Raw genomic sequence first — 13781 nt, forward strand, 5'->3', positions numbered from 1 at the left:
ACTGGCGCCGGTCCTCGTGTCAGGCTAAGTGCGGAGCGTCATGACACGTATTCTTTTCATTACCGCCACCCGCATCGGCGACGCCATTCTCAATTCGGGCGTGCTGCAGCATCTCATCGACACCCATGCCGATGCGCGCATCAGCGTCGCGTGCGGGCCCTTGGCTGCGCCGTTGTTTCGCGCGACGCCGGGGGTAGAGCGGGTGATCGTGATGACAAAGCAAAAGGGCGGCGGTCACTGGCTGTCGCTCTGGCGGCAAAGCGTCGGGCAGCGCTGGGACATTGTTGTGGACATGCGCGGGTCTTTGACGAGCTGGTTCCTCTGGGCCGGTCAGCGCTATGTCAAACGCCCCAATCCCAAAGCCGGCGTGCGCCATCGGGTTGAAGAAGCGGCAGACGTGCTCAGGCTCGACGCGGCGCCGGACACACGGATCTGGCTGGATGACGCCGGTCAGGCCCGCGCCGACGCAGAGCTGCCCGCTGATCGCGCCGTCTTGGCGCTCTCGCCCGCCGCGTCAGCGGTGTTCAAGGAATGGCCGACCGAGCGCTTCTCTGAGTTGGCGCTGCGCCTGACCGCGCCAGACGGGGTGTTGCCGGGCGCGGCGATCGCGCTTTTTGGCGGTCCGGGTGACGAAGCGCGCGCAAAGGCGGTGGCGGAGGGTTTAGGCGAGCGGACCGTGATTGATCTGACCGGAAAGCTTGATCTGGTCGAAGCGGCGGCGTGCCTGAAGCGCGCGCAGCTGTTTGTGGGCAATGATAGCGGGCTGATGCATATGGCGGCGGCGGCCGGAACGCCGACACTGGGTTTGTTCGGCCCCACTGACGAGCGGCTCTATGCGCCCTGGGGCTCGCGCGCCCGAATTGTCCGGGCGGGCGACCGGTTTGACGAGCGCGAGCGGCGGGCGCTGGCTGATACAAGCACACAGTCGCTGATGGGCGCTTTGTCGGTGGATCAGGTGGAGCGGGCGGCGCTTGACTTGCTGGCGCAGACCGAGCGCGCCTGAGCGGCATTATTGAAGATAGGTGCGCCGCAATTGTTCGCTCAGCGTCTCGCCTTCGGCGGCCAAAGCCTGACGCACCATTTCTTCTTCCGCGCCGCAGCGGGGCGTTCGGCGTTCCTGAATGCGAAAGCCTTCGTTGAAGCGGTCCACCAGTCTTTGACGGTATGAGCCGCGCGTCGGCGCTTCGTGCTCCAGAAGCTCCAGCATGGCTTCGCGCCAGTCCTGGGAGTCGCGGCCTTTGCAAGCGAAGTCGAGATAGTGCATCTCCCCCATCACCCGAGCGAGGGACTCTACCGGATAGGGATCCACATAACTCGGCGGCCGGCGGATCGTCTGGGCGTCCGCCACAGGCGCCAGCGCGGCGCACAGGCCGAGCACAAGGATAAGGGTTCTAATCACCATGCCCTGTTCCTGAACGCGGAACAGGGCGAATTCAAGGCTTTTGCGTCCGGCGTCCGGCGCTTTGTTGCAGCGCGGTGCGGGTGATGTCCCAGGAGACTTTCTCGCTGGCTTTGGCGAAGGGAAAGAAGGCCGCCTCCAGCGCGTCATCACCGGCTTGCGGCTCGTCTGACCGCCAGCGTGCGCTGTAATCGGCCATGACGTAATGGCCATGCTCGGTGATGGATTCAAAGACGTCGATCAGGCCTTCGATCGCAGCCTCGATCCCGGTCTCCTCCCTCAGCTCGCGCAGGGCGGCTTCGTGCAGGGTTTCTCCGAACTCCACCTTTCCGCCGGGGATGGACCAGCAGCCCTGATAGGGCGGATTGGCGCGCCGGATCAGCAGCACCTCGTCGGCGCGCCAGACCACCAGGCCGACGCTGATACGGGGCAGATCCTTCATGCTTGACCTCGCTGCATTCAGACGGGAGGAAAGGGTATGTGCGGTCGTTATGTCATGAGTTTGAGCCTGGTCCAGCTCGAAGCCCTGTTCGGCAAGCTGGATCGATTGAACTATCCGCCCAGCTGGAATGCGGCGCCGACCCAGTCGTTGCCGATCATCCGTCTGGGGCGGCAGGCTGATTTTCGTTTGACAAACGTGCGCTGGGGGCTGGTGCCGCACTGGTCAAAGACAGGCCCGGATGGCTCCAAACCCCTGATCAACGCCCGGTCTGAAACCGCCGCCGACAAGCCCAGTTTCCGGCAGGCCTTGCAACGTCGCCGGGCGCTGATCCCGGCGGACGGATTTTATGAATGGTCCAAGGATGAGACCGGCGCCAAACAGCCCTGGTACATCACCCGCACGGACGGCCAGCCCCTGGTGATGGCGGGCGTGTGGGAGCGCTGGGGCGAGGGCGCGGACCGGGTCGACAGCTTCGCCATTCTCACCACGGCGGCCAGTGAAGACATCGCTCATATCCACCATCGCAGCCCGGTCTTCATCCCCGAGGGACGCTTCGCCGATTGGCTGAACCCGGAGACCGACCCGCAGCCCTTTATCAAGGCGCCGCCAGAAGGTGCGCTGACCCTGCAAAAGGTGTCGGTGCGGGTCAATGCGGTGCGCGAAAATGATGCCAGCCTGATCGAGCCAGAATCCGGCTAATCGCCCAGAAACTCCTTGCGCACATCCACGCTTGATTCATGCCCCACCTTATCGGCGCACGTCTCCAGCCAGGTGTTCGCGGCCTCGCGGCCCCGGTCGCGCAGATCGGTGAGAAAGCCCCAGCTGGCGTCGTATTTGCTGGAGGCGGGAAACTGGGACAGCGCATCATCGGCGCGCACTGAATGCAGGCGGATATCGCTCAGCCGGGCCTTGCGCGGGTCCTTGAGCAGATCATCCTGGATCAGGCGCTTGACGAAGGCGATGGCGCGCAATTCCGCCAGCAGGCTGGCGTTGAAGGTGATCTCATTGACCCGGTTGAGGATGTCTTCCGCCGTTTTGGGCGTGCCGGCGCGCTCCATGGGATTGATGTGCACGATCAGCACGTCATGGGGCGCATCGGCGTAAAATAGCGGCCAGAGCGCGGGATTGCCGGTGAACCCGCCATCCCAGAACGGCTCGCCCTCAATCTCGACCGCCTGATGCAGGAAGGGCAACGTCGCTGAGGCTCGGACAGCGTCGAGAGTCACTTCCGCCCCGTTGAACACGCGGCTGCGCCCTGTGGTCACGCAGGTCGCCGCGATGAACAGCTCGATATCCTGGCAGGCGTGAACGGCGTCAAAATCGATTTGCCGGTCAAGGATATGGCTCAGCGGGTCATAGCCGAACGGGTTGGTGTCATAAGGGCTGGTCAGCCGGGTCAGGGCGTCCAGCCAGGGCGCGAACTTGAACAGCCCCGGCGCGCGCATGAAGCCGCCGCCCGCCCGGGACACGGCGCGCCAGAAATCATCCAGCGCCTCGCGTGCGCCCTCAGGCCCGCCGCGCATCTGACCCATGGCCAGGGCGCAGGCGTTCATGGCGCCGGCGCTCGTGGCGCTGATGGCTTTGGTGGACAGGCGCCCGTCTTCGAGCAGGGCGTCCAGAACGCCCCAGGTGAAAGCGCCGTGCGCGCCGCCGCCCTGTAACGCCAGCGAGACCGGCCGGGGCGGGGCTGACCGCTTGCGGGTCGACGGTGAGGAGGTCGACCCTGTCATCGCTATTTCGCCGTCCAGCCGCCATCAATGGTGATGGCGTTACCGTTCACATTCGCTCCGTCATCACTGACAAGGTAGAGAAGCGCGCCAACCAGCTCTGAATAGGTGACGAATTTCTTGGTGGGCTGGGCGGACAGCATGACATCGCGCACCACCTCGTCTTCGGAGATGCCGCGCGCTTTGGCGGTGTCGGCGATCTGGTTCTCCACCAGCGGCGTCTTCACATAGCCAGGATTGATGCAGTTGACGGTGACGCCGTCTTCCGCTGTTTCCAGCGCCACGGTCTTGGTCAATCCCATCAGGCCGTGCTTGGCTGACACATAGGCCGCCTTGAACGGGCTGGCGCGCAGGGCATGGGCGGAGGCGATGTTGACGATGCGGCCCCGTCCCTGTTTGCGCATGATCGGCACGGCGTGCTTCATCGTGTGAAAGGCGCTGGTGAGGTTGATGCCGATGATGGCGTCCCATTTGTCGGTGGGGAAGTCCTCGATTGGCGCCACATGCTGGATGCCGGCGCAATTGACCAGAATATCAAGCCGACCCAATTCACGCGCTGTAAAGCCGATCAGATCCGCGATCTCGTCGGGCTTGAGCATGTTGGCGCCGTGATAGAGCACTTTGACGCCATGGGTTTCGGCGATGCGCTGGCGCTCTGTCTCGATGACGTCCGCATCGCCCAGACCGTTGAGCACGATATCGGCGCCGTTCGCCGCCAACCCTTCGGCCATGTGCAGACCGATGCCGGATGTGGAGCCGGTGATGACGGCGACATGACCGGACAGGTCTAGGCGGATCGAGCTCATGCAAGGTCTCCGAACAGGCAATACTCTAGCGCTTCAACAGGTGATGAATTTCGCACCCGCGTCAAGTCTGCAAAGCTCCTGATATCAGGCTCGCCCGTGCTTTGCCTCAGCTTTTTTTCGGCGGCTGCGGGCGCGTGAACAGCAAGGTCGACTCCGTCGAGCCGTTCGCGTCAAAGCGATAGCCGTCCACGCTGAATTCGGGCAGTTTTTTGGGGTCTTCGATTCGGTTTTCGATGATCCAGCGCGCCATCAGGCCGCGGGCTTTCTTGGCGTAGACCATCAGGGCGCGCAGCTGGCCGTCTTTTTCTTCCTTGAAATCGACGCTGATCACCGGGACGCCTAGGGATTTCAGCTTCGCCGCCTTGGAATACTCGTTGGACGCCAGATTGATCACGGTTTGAGATGGATGGCCTTCCAGATCGGATTTGAGCAGATCGGCGATATCCTCGCCCCAAAAATCATAGAGATTGCCGCCCTTGGGCGTTTTCAGGCGCGTGCCCATTTCCAGACGATAGGGCTGGATCGTATCGAGCGGGCGCAAGGCGCCGTAAAGGCCCGACAGGATGCGCAGGCGTTGCTGCGCCCATTGCAGGTCTTCCGCGGACAGGGAGGGCGCATCCAGACCGGTATAGACTTCACCGTTAAACGCCATCGCAGCCGGACGGCCGTCCGTACTCTCAGGATCAAACGCCTTGAAGCGTTCACGGTTGAGATCGGCCAGATCATCGCTGAGATGCATCAGGGATTTGATCTCAGATGCCGAGAGTTTCGCCGTGGTCTTGGACAGCTCTGTCGTCCGCTCCATCAGGGCCGGGCGCGTTGCGGTCGGGGCGTGACCACGCTTTGTAAAGTCGAGCTTCTTGGCGGGCGAAAGCAGAATCAGCATGGGCGTCTCCGTCGATTATGAGGCAGAGATAGGGGCGGGACCCTTGCGGCGCCAATAAATTTCACCAGCCGGATCTATAGGCTCAGTCTATATCCAGCATCACCCGCGGATTCATGATGGCGTTGGGGTCGAGGGTTTGCTTGATCGCGCGCATCACGGCCACTTCGACGGGTTTGCGCCGCGCCAGCTCAGCGCGTTTGAGCACGCCGACGCCATGCTCGGCGCTAATCGAGCCGCCATGCTTGTCCACCAGGTCATAGATCGCGTCTGTGACCGGGGCGCAGGCGGCGACGAAATCATCGCCCGAGCCCGGCGTTTTGCGCGCCACGTTGAAGTGCACATTGCCGTCGCCCACATGGCCGAAGGCGATGATCAGGGCGTCGTCCAGCATGGCTTCGGCCTTGGCGGTCGCCTCTTCCATAAAGGCGGGCATGCGCGAGACGGGCACCGAGACATCATGCTTGGCGGCCTTGCCATGGGCTTTCTCCGCTTCGGGAATGCCTTCGCGCAGCGCCCAGAATTCGGCCATCTGCGCTTCGGTCTGCGCCAGGGCGGCGTCCGAGACGAGACCCTTTTCAAAGGCGCTTTCGAGCGCGCTTTCCATCAGGGTCTGGGCGCGGTCGATTTCGGGGCTGATCAGTTCGATCAACACCGTCCAGGCGGGATCTGAGTCCAGCGGATGGCGCGCGCCGGGCAAATGATGCACGGCGAGGTCAAGACCGATTTTCGGCATCAGCTCGAAGGCTGCGACCGAGCCGGTGGCGTCTTTCATATGGCCCAGCAGTTCGACCGCTTGTGCGGGGCTGTCCACGGCGGCGATGGCGACGGCGGTCGAGGCGGGGCGCGCGAACAGTTTCAATGTGGCGGCGGTGACCACGCCCAGCGTGCCCTCTGCGCCAATGAAGAGCTGTTTGAGATCGTACCCGGTATTGTCTTTGCGCAGGCCCGACAGGTCAGACAGGACGCGGCCATCGGGCAGCACGGCTTCAAGGCCCAGCACTAGCTCGCGCATCATGCCATAGCGCAGCACATGCACGCCGCCGGCGTTTGTGGAGATCAGCCCGCCGATCATCGCCGAGCCTTGCGCGCCCAGCGAGAGCGGGAACAGTTTGCCGGCGTCTTTCGCGGCGCCTTGCACGCTTTCCAGGATCGCGCCCGCCTCGCAGGTGAGCGAGTCATTGTCCGCGTCGATGGCGCGTATGGCGTTCATGCGCTTCAAGGACAGCACCACTTCGCCCTGGGGCGTCGACCCGCCGACCAGTCCCGTATTGCCGCTTTGTGGAAGCACCGCCACGCCCGCCTCGTTGCACATCGACAGGATGCGGCTCACCTCTTGGGTGGTGGAGGGTTTGAGTAGAAGCGGTGACGCGCCTTGATACCGCCCGCGCCAGTCGCGCACATGGGGGGCGAGTTCATCAGGATCCTCGCTCCACGCTTTGGGATCGAGTGCAGCTTTCAGGGCGGTCAGGGTCTTTGTGCTCATAACGGCAGTGTGCAACCGCCGCATTGGATAGAACAAGAGCCCAAAGACGCCTGCAGCGGTTAATCGGCGGCTTTTTCCAGCACCGCTTCAAAGCGCATGGAGGGCGCAGCGTCGGCCCGGCCCTGGAAGACATAGGCGTCGCCTTCGCGTTTTCCGGTCAGGGTCAGGGCGAATTTATCAAACTCACCAAAGACCGAAAGACGGGAGGGGTCGTGATTTGTGACCACCATCTTCACCTGAAGCTCGCTTTCAGGACCGGAGACGCTGCCGACGTAATACATTCCCGAATCTCCGCCCAGAACGCGGCTGTCCTGGACGATGATGATGCCCTTGGCGTCATCAAGCGGGGTGCGAAATGAGGCGATATAGAGACCGTTTTGCATAGCTTGCGTCTTATCATCCAGAGTCTGAACACAACCTTGAGCAGTTGTTCTAACGCTCTGCAGCTGCGCGTCTGAGGCGGTCGTTTATCGCCTCGCCCAATCCGGTTTCCGGGATCGGGGCGACGGCGATGCGATCGCTGACTCTGTCCAGCCAGCGCAAGCCAGTAAACAGGTTCGCGGCCGCTTCGACTAGGTCACCGCTTGGGGAAAGATCAAAAAATACAATGTCTTCTCTTTTGGGTTGCGCGCCAAACCCCAAATAGGCCTCACCGGCTTCCGGTTGGGTTGCGTTCAGGCGCACACTCGCGCTTGGCGCGTAGTGAGAGGTCAGCTGACCCGGCGCTGTCGGGGCGCTGTGATTCGTTTGCGCTGGGCGCCGCATCACGCCGCTCACCGCTTCCAGAGCGTCTCTGGCCACTCCGCCCGGGCGTAAAATCTCGGGGTGAGTCTGATCCAGCACGGAGACGATCGTGCTCTCCACACCCACCGGGCAGGCGCCACCGTCCAGGATCAGATGGATGCGCCCGTTCAGGCTGTCTTTCACATGTTCGGCTTTGGTGGGGCTGATCGCGCCCGACGCATTGGCGCTGGGCGCGGCCAGCGGCGCGTCAAGTCGCTGAACCAGAGTGCGCAACGTGTCTGAGCGTGGTACTCGCACGGCCAGAGAGTCCAGACCCGCCGCCGCCAGATCGCTCACCGGAGACGGCGTGCGCTTGGGGCCGACCAGCGTCAGCGGTCCAGGCCAGAACTGCGCCGCCAGCGCCAGGCCCAGATCCTCGAGTTGAATGAGGCTGCCGGCGCGCTCAAGCGTATCCACATGACAGATCAAGGGGTTGAAGCTGGGACGCCCCTTGGCCTCGTAGACGCCCGCCACCGCTTGCGGATTTGTGGCGTCGCACGCCAGCCCGTAAACGGTCTCGGTCGGGACCGCCACGCAGCCCCCCGCCTTCAGTATCCCGACGGCCTGATCCAGCGCGTCTGGGTCGTCAGCCGGCAGGATTGGAGTTTCAGGGGGCGGGCTGGGGCGTGTCATGACGGTTAGGTAGCGTTCGTCAGGAGGCGGCGCAATCGCACTAGTCGGCGCGCACAGCCACGATATGCACCCGCACGTCAATCTGCGCGGCGGCTGCGCCCCAATCACCCGCCCCGACGTCAAAATCACTGCGCGCGAGCGTGAAGCCGCCATCGGCGACGCCGCGACCGTCAGTAATGTCGAGGGTAAAGGTGAGCGCTTGCTCTTGGGAGACGCCCTTGATGGTGAGGGTGCCAAGCGCTGTATACGTGTCGCCTTCTCGGCTGATGGTTTCAGACACAAAGCGCATCTCGGGGTGCTCAGACGGGTTCAGACCGGCCACGCCTTCCATGTCGGACTGGCGGTCCGGCGTATCAAGCTGACCGGAGCCTGCTTGTACGACCGCTTCGATGCGGGCGTCGGACAGGTCTTCGGGGTCCAGGCGAATATCCGCGGTGAATTGCGGGAAATCGCCCTGGATCGTGGTTCCGAAGACCTCAGTTTGCAGGCCGACCGTGCTGGCGTCGTAATCCACCACCCAAGCGTCAGTCTGGGCCAAGGCGGGGGCGCTCATCAGCAAGGCGAGCGGGGCGAGGGCGAGAAACGGGCGCATGGCGATGCTCCTGGGCGCGATCAACTTCAGGCCCCTACAGATACGTTGATCCGACCGCGCCACAAGTCGGCGACGAGGCACAGCTCCGCTTCCAAACTGGAAAGGGTCAGTCGCGACCGGTTTGCGGCGGAATGTTCAGCCCCGGGATCATGCGGGTCAGAACGCCGTCCCGGTCCAGGATGTGGTGCTTGAGCGCGGCGCCGGCATGCAGCGCCAGCAAGATCAGGATCACCCAGCCCGCTGCGCCGTGGACCGACCCGGCCAGCGAGGCAAAGCTTTCGGTTTGCGGCACCGGCAGATGAGGCAGCAGGAAGCCGTCCAGATTAAACAGCTTTGAGGGGAAGCTTGAGGCTGACGCCGTGATCCAGCCCATGATCGGGGCGCCGATCATGACGCCGTAAAAAGCGATATGGGTGAATTGCGCGGCGAAGCGTTCCCAGGGTTTCATGCCTTCGGGCAAAGGCGGCGCTGTATGGGTCAAGCGCCAGGCCAGCCGCGCCAGCGACAGCAGGAGAATGATCAGACCCGCCGTCTTGTGCCAGTTATAGACCGCCTGGGTCAGCGTCAGCGATCCCGTGCCCTCAAGCAGGGCGTGGCGCAAATCCTCCATCCACCAGCCCACAAACACCATGGACACCAGCATGGCCGCGATCAGCCAGTGCAGGATGATGGCGACAATCGTATAGCGTTGGGACGTGGTGGCGGCGGACATGGCTTAGTCTCCTCGGTCGCGAAGGAATTCCGCTTCGATACGGATCACCACTGTATCGCCGATCAGATTTCCGGGAAGCCGTCCGACCCCAAATTCAGTGCGGTTAATTGTCATGTCCGCGCCAAATCCCAAGGCCTGACGGGCTTCGAGGGGGTTGAACACGCCGCCGTAAAACTGTGTTTCCAGAACGGCGGGACGGGTGACGCCTTTCACGGTCAGCTGGCCGTGAATGAGGCCGGTATCCGGGCCGGTCACTTCTATGTCCTCGGAGCGAAAGACGATCTGCGGATGGGCGGCGCAGTCAAACCAGCTGGCGCGGCACAGGGTCTGGTCAAACTCAGGGTCGCCAGTGGAGATCGAGGCCGACTCGATAATAGCGGTCAGCTGGGCGTCTTCCGGGCGGGCGGCGTCAAAGTTGAGCTGTGCATCGATGGCGTCAAAGCGCCCCGTATACCAAGACAGGCCCATATGCCGGATGCGCCAGAGCGCGCTGGCGTGGGCGGGATCCAGTCGCCACTCGCCGGGCGGCAGACGCGCCGGCTCCAGCGTAGGGGCTGAGACGCAGGCGCTGAGCAGGGTGGCGATCAGCACAAGGGTGAGCGAGCGCAGCACTGTCATGGACGAGTCTCCTCTGCCTGTCAGACTAGGCTGGAAAGGCGCGTGATGCGAGCGCTCTGATCAAATCCCATATGGGCGACTCCCGCTTTGCAGCAAACGCGCTATGTTCGGACCAAATGATCCTGCTGGAAGGGAAGTGTCACCATGAGCTACCGCGCCCCGGTTCGCGATATCCGCTTCGCCCTGGAAGAAATTGCTGCGTTGGACAGTGTGAAGGCGACGGGAGTGTTCCCTGAGTTTTCCTCCGACCTGACGCCGGCCATTCTGGACGAGGCGGCCAAGCTCGCCAATGACGTGCTGGCGCCGCTCAACTGGGCGGGCGATCAGCAAGGTTGCAGCCTGAAAGACGGCGTCGTGACCACGCCCGATGGTTTCAAGGACGCCTATGCACAATATGTGGAAGGCGGCTGGCAGGGCCTGCAATTCCCAACCGATATGGGCGGCATGGGCCTGCCCAAGGCGCTGGGCTGTGCGCTGATGGAGATGCTGCAATCGTCCAACATGGCGTTTGGCCTGGGGCCGATGCTGTCGTTTGGCGCGATTGAATCCCTGATCGCCGTGGGTACTGACGAACAACGCGATCTGTATCTCGCAAAGATCATGTCGGGCGAGTGGACCGCCACGATGAATTTGACCGAGCCGGGCGCGGGCTCGGATGTGGGCGCGCTGCGCACCAAGGCCGAGCCGAATGGCGACGGCTCCTGGGCGATTTCGGGTCAGAAGATCTACATCACTTGGGGCGAGCACGACTGCGCCGACAACATCATCCATCTGGTCCTGGCGCGCACGCCGGACGGGGCGGCGGGCACCAAGGGCATCTCGCTCTTCATCGTGCCGAAATTCCTCCCCGATGCGAACGGCGAACCCGGCGAGCGCAACACGCTTCAGGCCATCGGGCTTGAGCACAAGATGGGCATTCACGGCTCGCCCACCTGCACCATGGAATATGACGGCGCCAAAGGCTGGCTCTTGGGCGATGAGTTCAAGGGCATGGCGGCGATGTTCATCATGATGAACTCGGCGCGCCTGAATGTTGGGGTGCAGGGCGTCGGCATCGCCGAGCGCGCCTATCAGCAAGCGCTCGCCTATGCTCAGGACCGTAAGCAGGGCCGCGCGATCAATATGGATGATCACGGCCCGCACGAGATCATCCATCATCCCGATATACGCCGCACGCTGGCGGTGATGAAGGCGAAAATCGAGGCCGGTCGGGCCATTTGCTATCACGCCGCGGTCGAGGCGGATCTGGGCGAGCATATGGACGACGCCGACGAGAAGGCCTGGTCCAAGCGCCGTGAAGACCTGATGATCCCGATCGCCAAGGCCTGGTGCACCGATATGGGCGTGGATGTCGCCTCCATGGGCGTTCAGGTGCATGGCGGCATGGGTTTCATTGAAGAAACCGGCGCCGCCCAGCATCTGCGCGATTCGCGCATCGCCCCGATCTATGAAGGCACCAACGGCATTCAGGCGATCGACCTTGTGGGCCGCAAGCTGGCGCGCGATGGCGGGACCGCCATGGGTGAGCTGATCGAGGATGTGCGTCAGACCATCGAAGACTGCATCACCAGTTCGAATCCGGAATTGCCGATCCTGGCCGATGCGCTGAAACCGGCCTGCGACGCGCTGGAAGACGCCACCAAATGGATGCTGGACGCCAGCGACGCCGACCGTCTCGCCGGCGCCACCGCCTATCTTAAACTGGCGGGCGACGTCACCGGCGGCTGGCTGCTCTGCGTGGGCGCCGTCGCGGCCCAGCGCAAGCTTAAGGAAGACGATGGCGAGGAGAGCTATGCGCAGGCGCGCATCGCCATCGCCAACATCTTTGCCCAGACCGCGCTGACAGGTGCGGCGGGCCTTCTGGGCGAAATCAAGCTGGGCTATGACCCGGTGTTCGCGCCGGGCGAGGCGGTTCTGGCGAGCGCCTAGGCGCTAGATCCAGAACCCGGTCGGGTCAGAGTGCGGGCGGCCGTCCACCAGACGGATCAGCCCCACCACCGACCGGATGGCCAGCCAGATATTAGCGATCAGAAGGATCAGGATGCCGATCAGGAAGATCCAGGTCAGCGCGCCCACGATCACCATGGCCAGCCAGTACCAGAAGGTCCGGATCTGAAACTGGAAGTGGTTTTGCACCAGCGGATCGGCGTTATCCTTTCGCACATAGGCGAGGATGGCGGCGATCAGCACGGTCAGGCCATTGCTGATCCCCACGAGCAGCAGAGCATAGTTGATCACCGCCAGAATGCGGTCCCCGTTCTGATCGCGCGCGCTGGTCGGAGCGTCATCCGGGGTGTCGGTGGGGGCCATGTCTGTTCTCCGCAAACTGTATGCTGGTCATGCTGTGACCTATATAGCTCAGCTCAGACGCTCCTGTCGCGTCAAGTGAAGAGCGTGTCACCCACTGCCTTGTCAGGCGCCAATAAGCATTGTGAACTGATCGGTGCGAGTTAATCTTTAACTTTCTCTGTGTGATTGTGGTGCGAGCAATTTGCTGGGTTAACAGGTTTGTTTTGAAGGGCTTTCCATGAGCAACACCCCTGAACATCCCGCGACGCGCGCCCCCGTGCTTGTGACCATGGCCGATGATATTCCCGGCCATGAAGTCGAAGCCGTCATCGGGATTGCGCGCGGCAGCGTGGTTCGCGCACGTTTTTTTGGACGTGATTTTGTGGCCGGATTACGCAATCTGGTTGGGGGCGAAGTCAGCGAGTACACCAAGCTGATGGCCGAGGCGCGGGAACAAGCGCTGGGCCGGTTGGTCAGCCATGCCGAAGAGATGGGAGCGGATGCGGTCGTCACCTTCCGTTTTTCCACCGCAGCGGTCATGGAAGGCACGGCGGAAGTGCTCGCCTACGGAACGGCGGTAAAGCTGAAATGAATGAAAAAGTGCGCCGTTTCGGCGGCAAGGCGGTTACGGAAGTGGGGGAGACGATCCGCTTTCTAGGGGGCGTTGTCGCGGTCTGGTTCGTGTTGGTCACGTTCGTGTTCGCCGCGTTCCACATTCCGTCAGAAAGCATGCAGCCCGCCATCCAGGTGGGCGATCGTGTTCTGGTGTCGAAATTTGCGTACGGGTATTCACGCCATTCCTTGCCGCTGGGCTTGGGCTATCTGCTGCCGGACAGCTGGTCGGGCCGGGTGCTCGGCTCGACTCCCAAGCGCGGCGATGTGGTCGTGGTCCGTGATCCCGCACAGGACATCAATCTGATCAAACGCGTCATCGGGCTTCCGGGAGACCGGATCGAGATGCGAGCGGGACGCCTTTACATCAATGACGAGCTGGTGCCGCGCGATCCTGAAGGCGTGGTTCAATACCGCGACCGTGAAGGCGATACGGTCGAGGCCGCTGTCTATATCGAGACACTGCCGGGCGGCGATGTCCACGAGATCTATGAGCGGTCCGATTCCGCCGCGCTTGATAATGTGGGTCCGTTTAACGTGCCGGAGAACCATCTCTTCTTGATGGGCGACAATCGTGACGCCTCGCTCGACAGCCGCGCCTCGCGCGGGATCGGTTATGTGCATCGCGATCTGGTGGTCGGCCGGGCTTGGACCGTGCTGTTCACCTTCGCTTCGTGCCGCCGCGAAGACGGCATGACCTGTCCGGGCTGGCGTGTCTGGCGCCCGATCTAGGCGGACCGCTGCGCAGCGCTGAAGTTTAAGGCCTGTTCTTACAAGCATAACACTGTTATTCTCCCGC

17 protein-coding genes are annotated in these 13781 nt (G+C 62.8%); 5 read left to right on the plus strand and 12 right to left on the minus strand.

What is annotated here, in order from left to right; all coding sequences use genetic code 11:
* Positions 1 to 40 precede the first annotated feature (40 nt).
* Positions 41 to 1003 carry a glycosyltransferase family 9 protein gene (locus ACQ66J_RS11430; protein WP_430431730.1) on the plus strand — a complete coding sequence of 321 codons (963 nt, stop codon included), beginning with the start codon at positions 41 to 43 and terminating at the stop codon, positions 1001 to 1003.
* Between the two features lie 6 nt (positions 1004 to 1009).
* Here the strand turns inward: ACQ66J_RS11430 and ACQ66J_RS11435 are convergent, their stop codons facing one another.
* Both ACQ66J_RS11435 and ACQ66J_RS11440 read right to left on the minus strand, forming a co-directional pair.
* Positions 1010 to 1402 (minus strand): TIGR02301 family protein, encoded by a 393-nt coding sequence (locus tag ACQ66J_RS11435; RefSeq protein WP_430431731.1) that lies wholly within the window; start codon positions 1400 to 1402, stop codon positions 1010 to 1012.
* 31 nt (positions 1403 to 1433) lie between these two features.
* Positions 1434 to 1841, minus strand: a complete 408-nt coding sequence (locus ACQ66J_RS11440; RefSeq protein WP_430431732.1) for an NUDIX hydrolase — start codon at positions 1839 to 1841, stop codon at positions 1434 to 1436.
* A 36-nt stretch (positions 1842 to 1877) separates the two neighbouring features.
* Between ACQ66J_RS11440 and ACQ66J_RS11445 the strand changes: the two genes are divergently transcribed.
* The gene (locus ACQ66J_RS11445; protein WP_430431733.1) at positions 1878 to 2540 is read left to right on the plus strand and encodes an SOS response-associated peptidase; all 663 of its coding nucleotides are present in this window, start codon (positions 1878 to 1880) and stop codon (positions 2538 to 2540) included.
* On the opposite strand, the gene ACQ66J_RS11450 is transcribed toward ACQ66J_RS11445, so the two are convergent.
* The 9 genes from ACQ66J_RS11450 to ACQ66J_RS11490 all read right to left on the minus strand — a co-directional run bounded on the left by ACQ66J_RS11450 (position 2537) and on the right by ACQ66J_RS11490 (position 10081).
* The gene (locus ACQ66J_RS11450; RefSeq protein ID WP_430431734.1) at positions 2537 to 3571 is read right to left on the minus strand and encodes a patatin-like phospholipase family protein; all 1035 of its coding nucleotides are present in this window, start codon (positions 3569 to 3571) and stop codon (positions 2537 to 2539) included. The genes ACQ66J_RS11445 and ACQ66J_RS11450 overlap by 4 nt on opposite strands.
* A gap of 2 nt (positions 3572 to 3573) precedes the next feature.
* Positions 3574 to 4374, minus strand: a complete 801-nt coding sequence (locus ACQ66J_RS11455) for a 3-hydroxybutyrate dehydrogenase (protein WP_375549640.1) — start codon at positions 4372 to 4374, stop codon at positions 3574 to 3576.
* A 106-nt stretch (positions 4375 to 4480) separates the two neighbouring features.
* A complete protein-coding gene (yaaA, locus tag ACQ66J_RS11460) occupies positions 4481 to 5260 on the minus strand; it encodes a peroxide stress protein YaaA (protein WP_430431735.1) in 780 nt (259 codons plus the stop codon).
* Positions 5261 to 5342: 82 nt separating this feature from the next.
* The gene (locus ACQ66J_RS11465) at positions 5343 to 6743 is read right to left on the minus strand and encodes an FAD-binding oxidoreductase (RefSeq protein ID WP_430431736.1); all 1401 of its coding nucleotides are present in this window, start codon (positions 6741 to 6743) and stop codon (positions 5343 to 5345) included.
* A gap of 59 nt (positions 6744 to 6802) precedes the next feature.
* A complete protein-coding gene (locus ACQ66J_RS11470; protein WP_107711242.1) occupies positions 6803 to 7126 on the minus strand; it encodes a GrlR family regulatory protein in 324 nt (107 codons plus the stop codon).
* 49 nt (positions 7127 to 7175) lie between these two features.
* Complete coding sequence (locus ACQ66J_RS11475; protein WP_430431737.1) at positions 7176 to 8159, minus strand: L-threonylcarbamoyladenylate synthase; 984 nt, start codon at positions 8157 to 8159, stop codon at positions 7176 to 7178.
* A 40-nt stretch (positions 8160 to 8199) separates the two neighbouring features.
* Positions 8200 to 8751: a YceI family protein gene (locus ACQ66J_RS11480; protein ID WP_430431738.1), complete on the minus strand. Its 552-nt coding sequence runs from the start codon at positions 8749 to 8751 to the stop codon at positions 8200 to 8202.
* A gap of 106 nt (positions 8752 to 8857) precedes the next feature.
* Positions 8858 to 9463 (minus strand): cytochrome b, encoded by a 606-nt coding sequence (locus ACQ66J_RS11485; protein WP_375549635.1) that lies wholly within the window; start codon positions 9461 to 9463, stop codon positions 8858 to 8860.
* Between the two features lie 3 nt (positions 9464 to 9466).
* Positions 9467 to 10081 (minus strand): YceI family protein, encoded by a 615-nt coding sequence (locus ACQ66J_RS11490; protein ID WP_375549634.1) that lies wholly within the window; start codon positions 10079 to 10081, stop codon positions 9467 to 9469.
* A 144-nt stretch (positions 10082 to 10225) separates the two neighbouring features.
* Here ACQ66J_RS11490 and ACQ66J_RS11495 point away from each other — a divergent pair, with 144 nt between their 5' ends.
* Positions 10226 to 12010, plus strand: a complete 1785-nt coding sequence (locus ACQ66J_RS11495; protein WP_430431739.1) for an acyl-CoA dehydrogenase — start codon at positions 10226 to 10228, stop codon at positions 12008 to 12010.
* Positions 12011 to 12013: 3 nt separating this feature from the next.
* Here ACQ66J_RS11495 and ACQ66J_RS11500 read toward each other — a convergent pair whose 3' ends face one another.
* On the minus strand, positions 12014 to 12391 hold the full coding sequence (locus ACQ66J_RS11500) for a DUF4870 family protein (protein WP_430431740.1): 378 nt from the start codon (positions 12389 to 12391) through the stop codon (positions 12014 to 12016).
* 217 nt (positions 12392 to 12608) lie between these two features.
* On the opposite strand from ACQ66J_RS11500, the gene ACQ66J_RS11505 reads away from it, so the two are divergent.
* Together ACQ66J_RS11505 and lepB are read left to right on the plus strand one after the other, a co-directional pair.
* Positions 12609 to 12962, plus strand: a complete 354-nt coding sequence (locus tag ACQ66J_RS11505; protein ID WP_022701742.1) for a YbjQ family protein — start codon at positions 12609 to 12611, stop codon at positions 12960 to 12962.
* Positions 12959 to 13714, plus strand: coding sequence for a signal peptidase I (lepB, locus tag ACQ66J_RS11510; protein WP_430431741.1), 756 nt, complete (start codon positions 12959 to 12961; stop codon positions 13712 to 13714). The genes ACQ66J_RS11505 and lepB overlap by 4 nt, the downstream gene beginning before the upstream one ends.
* The last annotated feature ends 67 nt before the right edge of the window (positions 13715 to 13781 follow it).

Origin of the sequence: Oceanicaulis sp. (assembly GCF_965284345.1) — a bacterium.
Classification (GTDB): Bacteria; Pseudomonadota; Alphaproteobacteria; order Caulobacterales; family Maricaulaceae; genus Oceanicaulis; species Oceanicaulis alexandrii_A.

Excerpts from the sequence above, each read along its gene's own strand:
- ACQ66J_RS11430 (WP_430431730.1), top strand. The coding sequence starts at position 41 with ATGACACGTATTCTTTTCATTACCGCCACCCGCATCGGCGACGCCATT.
- ACQ66J_RS11435 (WP_430431731.1), bottom strand. The coding sequence starts at position 1,402 with ATGGTGATTAGAACCCTTATCCTTGTGCTCGGCCTGTGCGCCGCGCTG.
- ACQ66J_RS11440 (WP_430431732.1), bottom strand. The coding sequence starts at position 1,841 with ATGAAGGATCTGCCCCGTATCAGCGTCGGCCTGGTGGTCTGGCGCGCC.
- ACQ66J_RS11445 (WP_430431733.1), top strand. The coding sequence starts at position 1,878 with ATGTGCGGTCGTTATGTCATGAGTTTGAGCCTGGTCCAGCTCGAAGCC.
- ACQ66J_RS11450 (WP_430431734.1), bottom strand. The coding sequence starts at position 3,571 with ATGACAGGGTCGACCTCCTCACCGTCGACCCGCAAGCGGTCAGCCCCG.
- ACQ66J_RS11455 (WP_375549640.1), bottom strand. The coding sequence starts at position 4,374 with ATGAGCTCGATCCGCCTAGACCTGTCCGGTCATGTCGCCGTCATCACC.
- yaaA (WP_430431735.1), bottom strand. The coding sequence starts at position 5,260 with ATGCTGATTCTGCTTTCGCCCGCCAAGAAGCTCGACTTTACAAAGCGT.
- ACQ66J_RS11465 (WP_430431736.1), bottom strand. The coding sequence starts at position 6,743 with ATGAGCACAAAGACCCTGACCGCCCTGAAAGCTGCACTCGATCCCAAA.
- ACQ66J_RS11470 (WP_107711242.1), bottom strand. The coding sequence starts at position 7,126 with ATGCAAAACGGTCTCTATATCGCCTCATTTCGCACCCCGCTTGATGAC.
- ACQ66J_RS11475 (WP_430431737.1), bottom strand. The coding sequence starts at position 8,159 with ATGACACGCCCCAGCCCGCCCCCTGAAACTCCAATCCTGCCGGCTGAC.
- ACQ66J_RS11480 (WP_430431738.1), bottom strand. The coding sequence starts at position 8,751 with ATGCGCCCGTTTCTCGCCCTCGCCCCGCTCGCCTTGCTGATGAGCGCC.
- ACQ66J_RS11485 (WP_375549635.1), bottom strand. The coding sequence starts at position 9,463 with ATGTCCGCCGCCACCACGTCCCAACGCTATACGATTGTCGCCATCATC.
- ACQ66J_RS11490 (WP_375549634.1), bottom strand. The coding sequence starts at position 10,081 with ATGACAGTGCTGCGCTCGCTCACCCTTGTGCTGATCGCCACCCTGCTC.
- ACQ66J_RS11495 (WP_430431739.1), top strand. The coding sequence starts at position 10,226 with ATGAGCTACCGCGCCCCGGTTCGCGATATCCGCTTCGCCCTGGAAGAA.
- ACQ66J_RS11500 (WP_430431740.1), bottom strand. The coding sequence starts at position 12,391 with ATGGCCCCCACCGACACCCCGGATGACGCTCCGACCAGCGCGCGCGAT.
- ACQ66J_RS11505 (WP_022701742.1), top strand. The coding sequence starts at position 12,609 with ATGAGCAACACCCCTGAACATCCCGCGACGCGCGCCCCCGTGCTTGTG.
- lepB (WP_430431741.1), top strand. The coding sequence starts at position 12,959 with ATGAATGAAAAAGTGCGCCGTTTCGGCGGCAAGGCGGTTACGGAAGTG.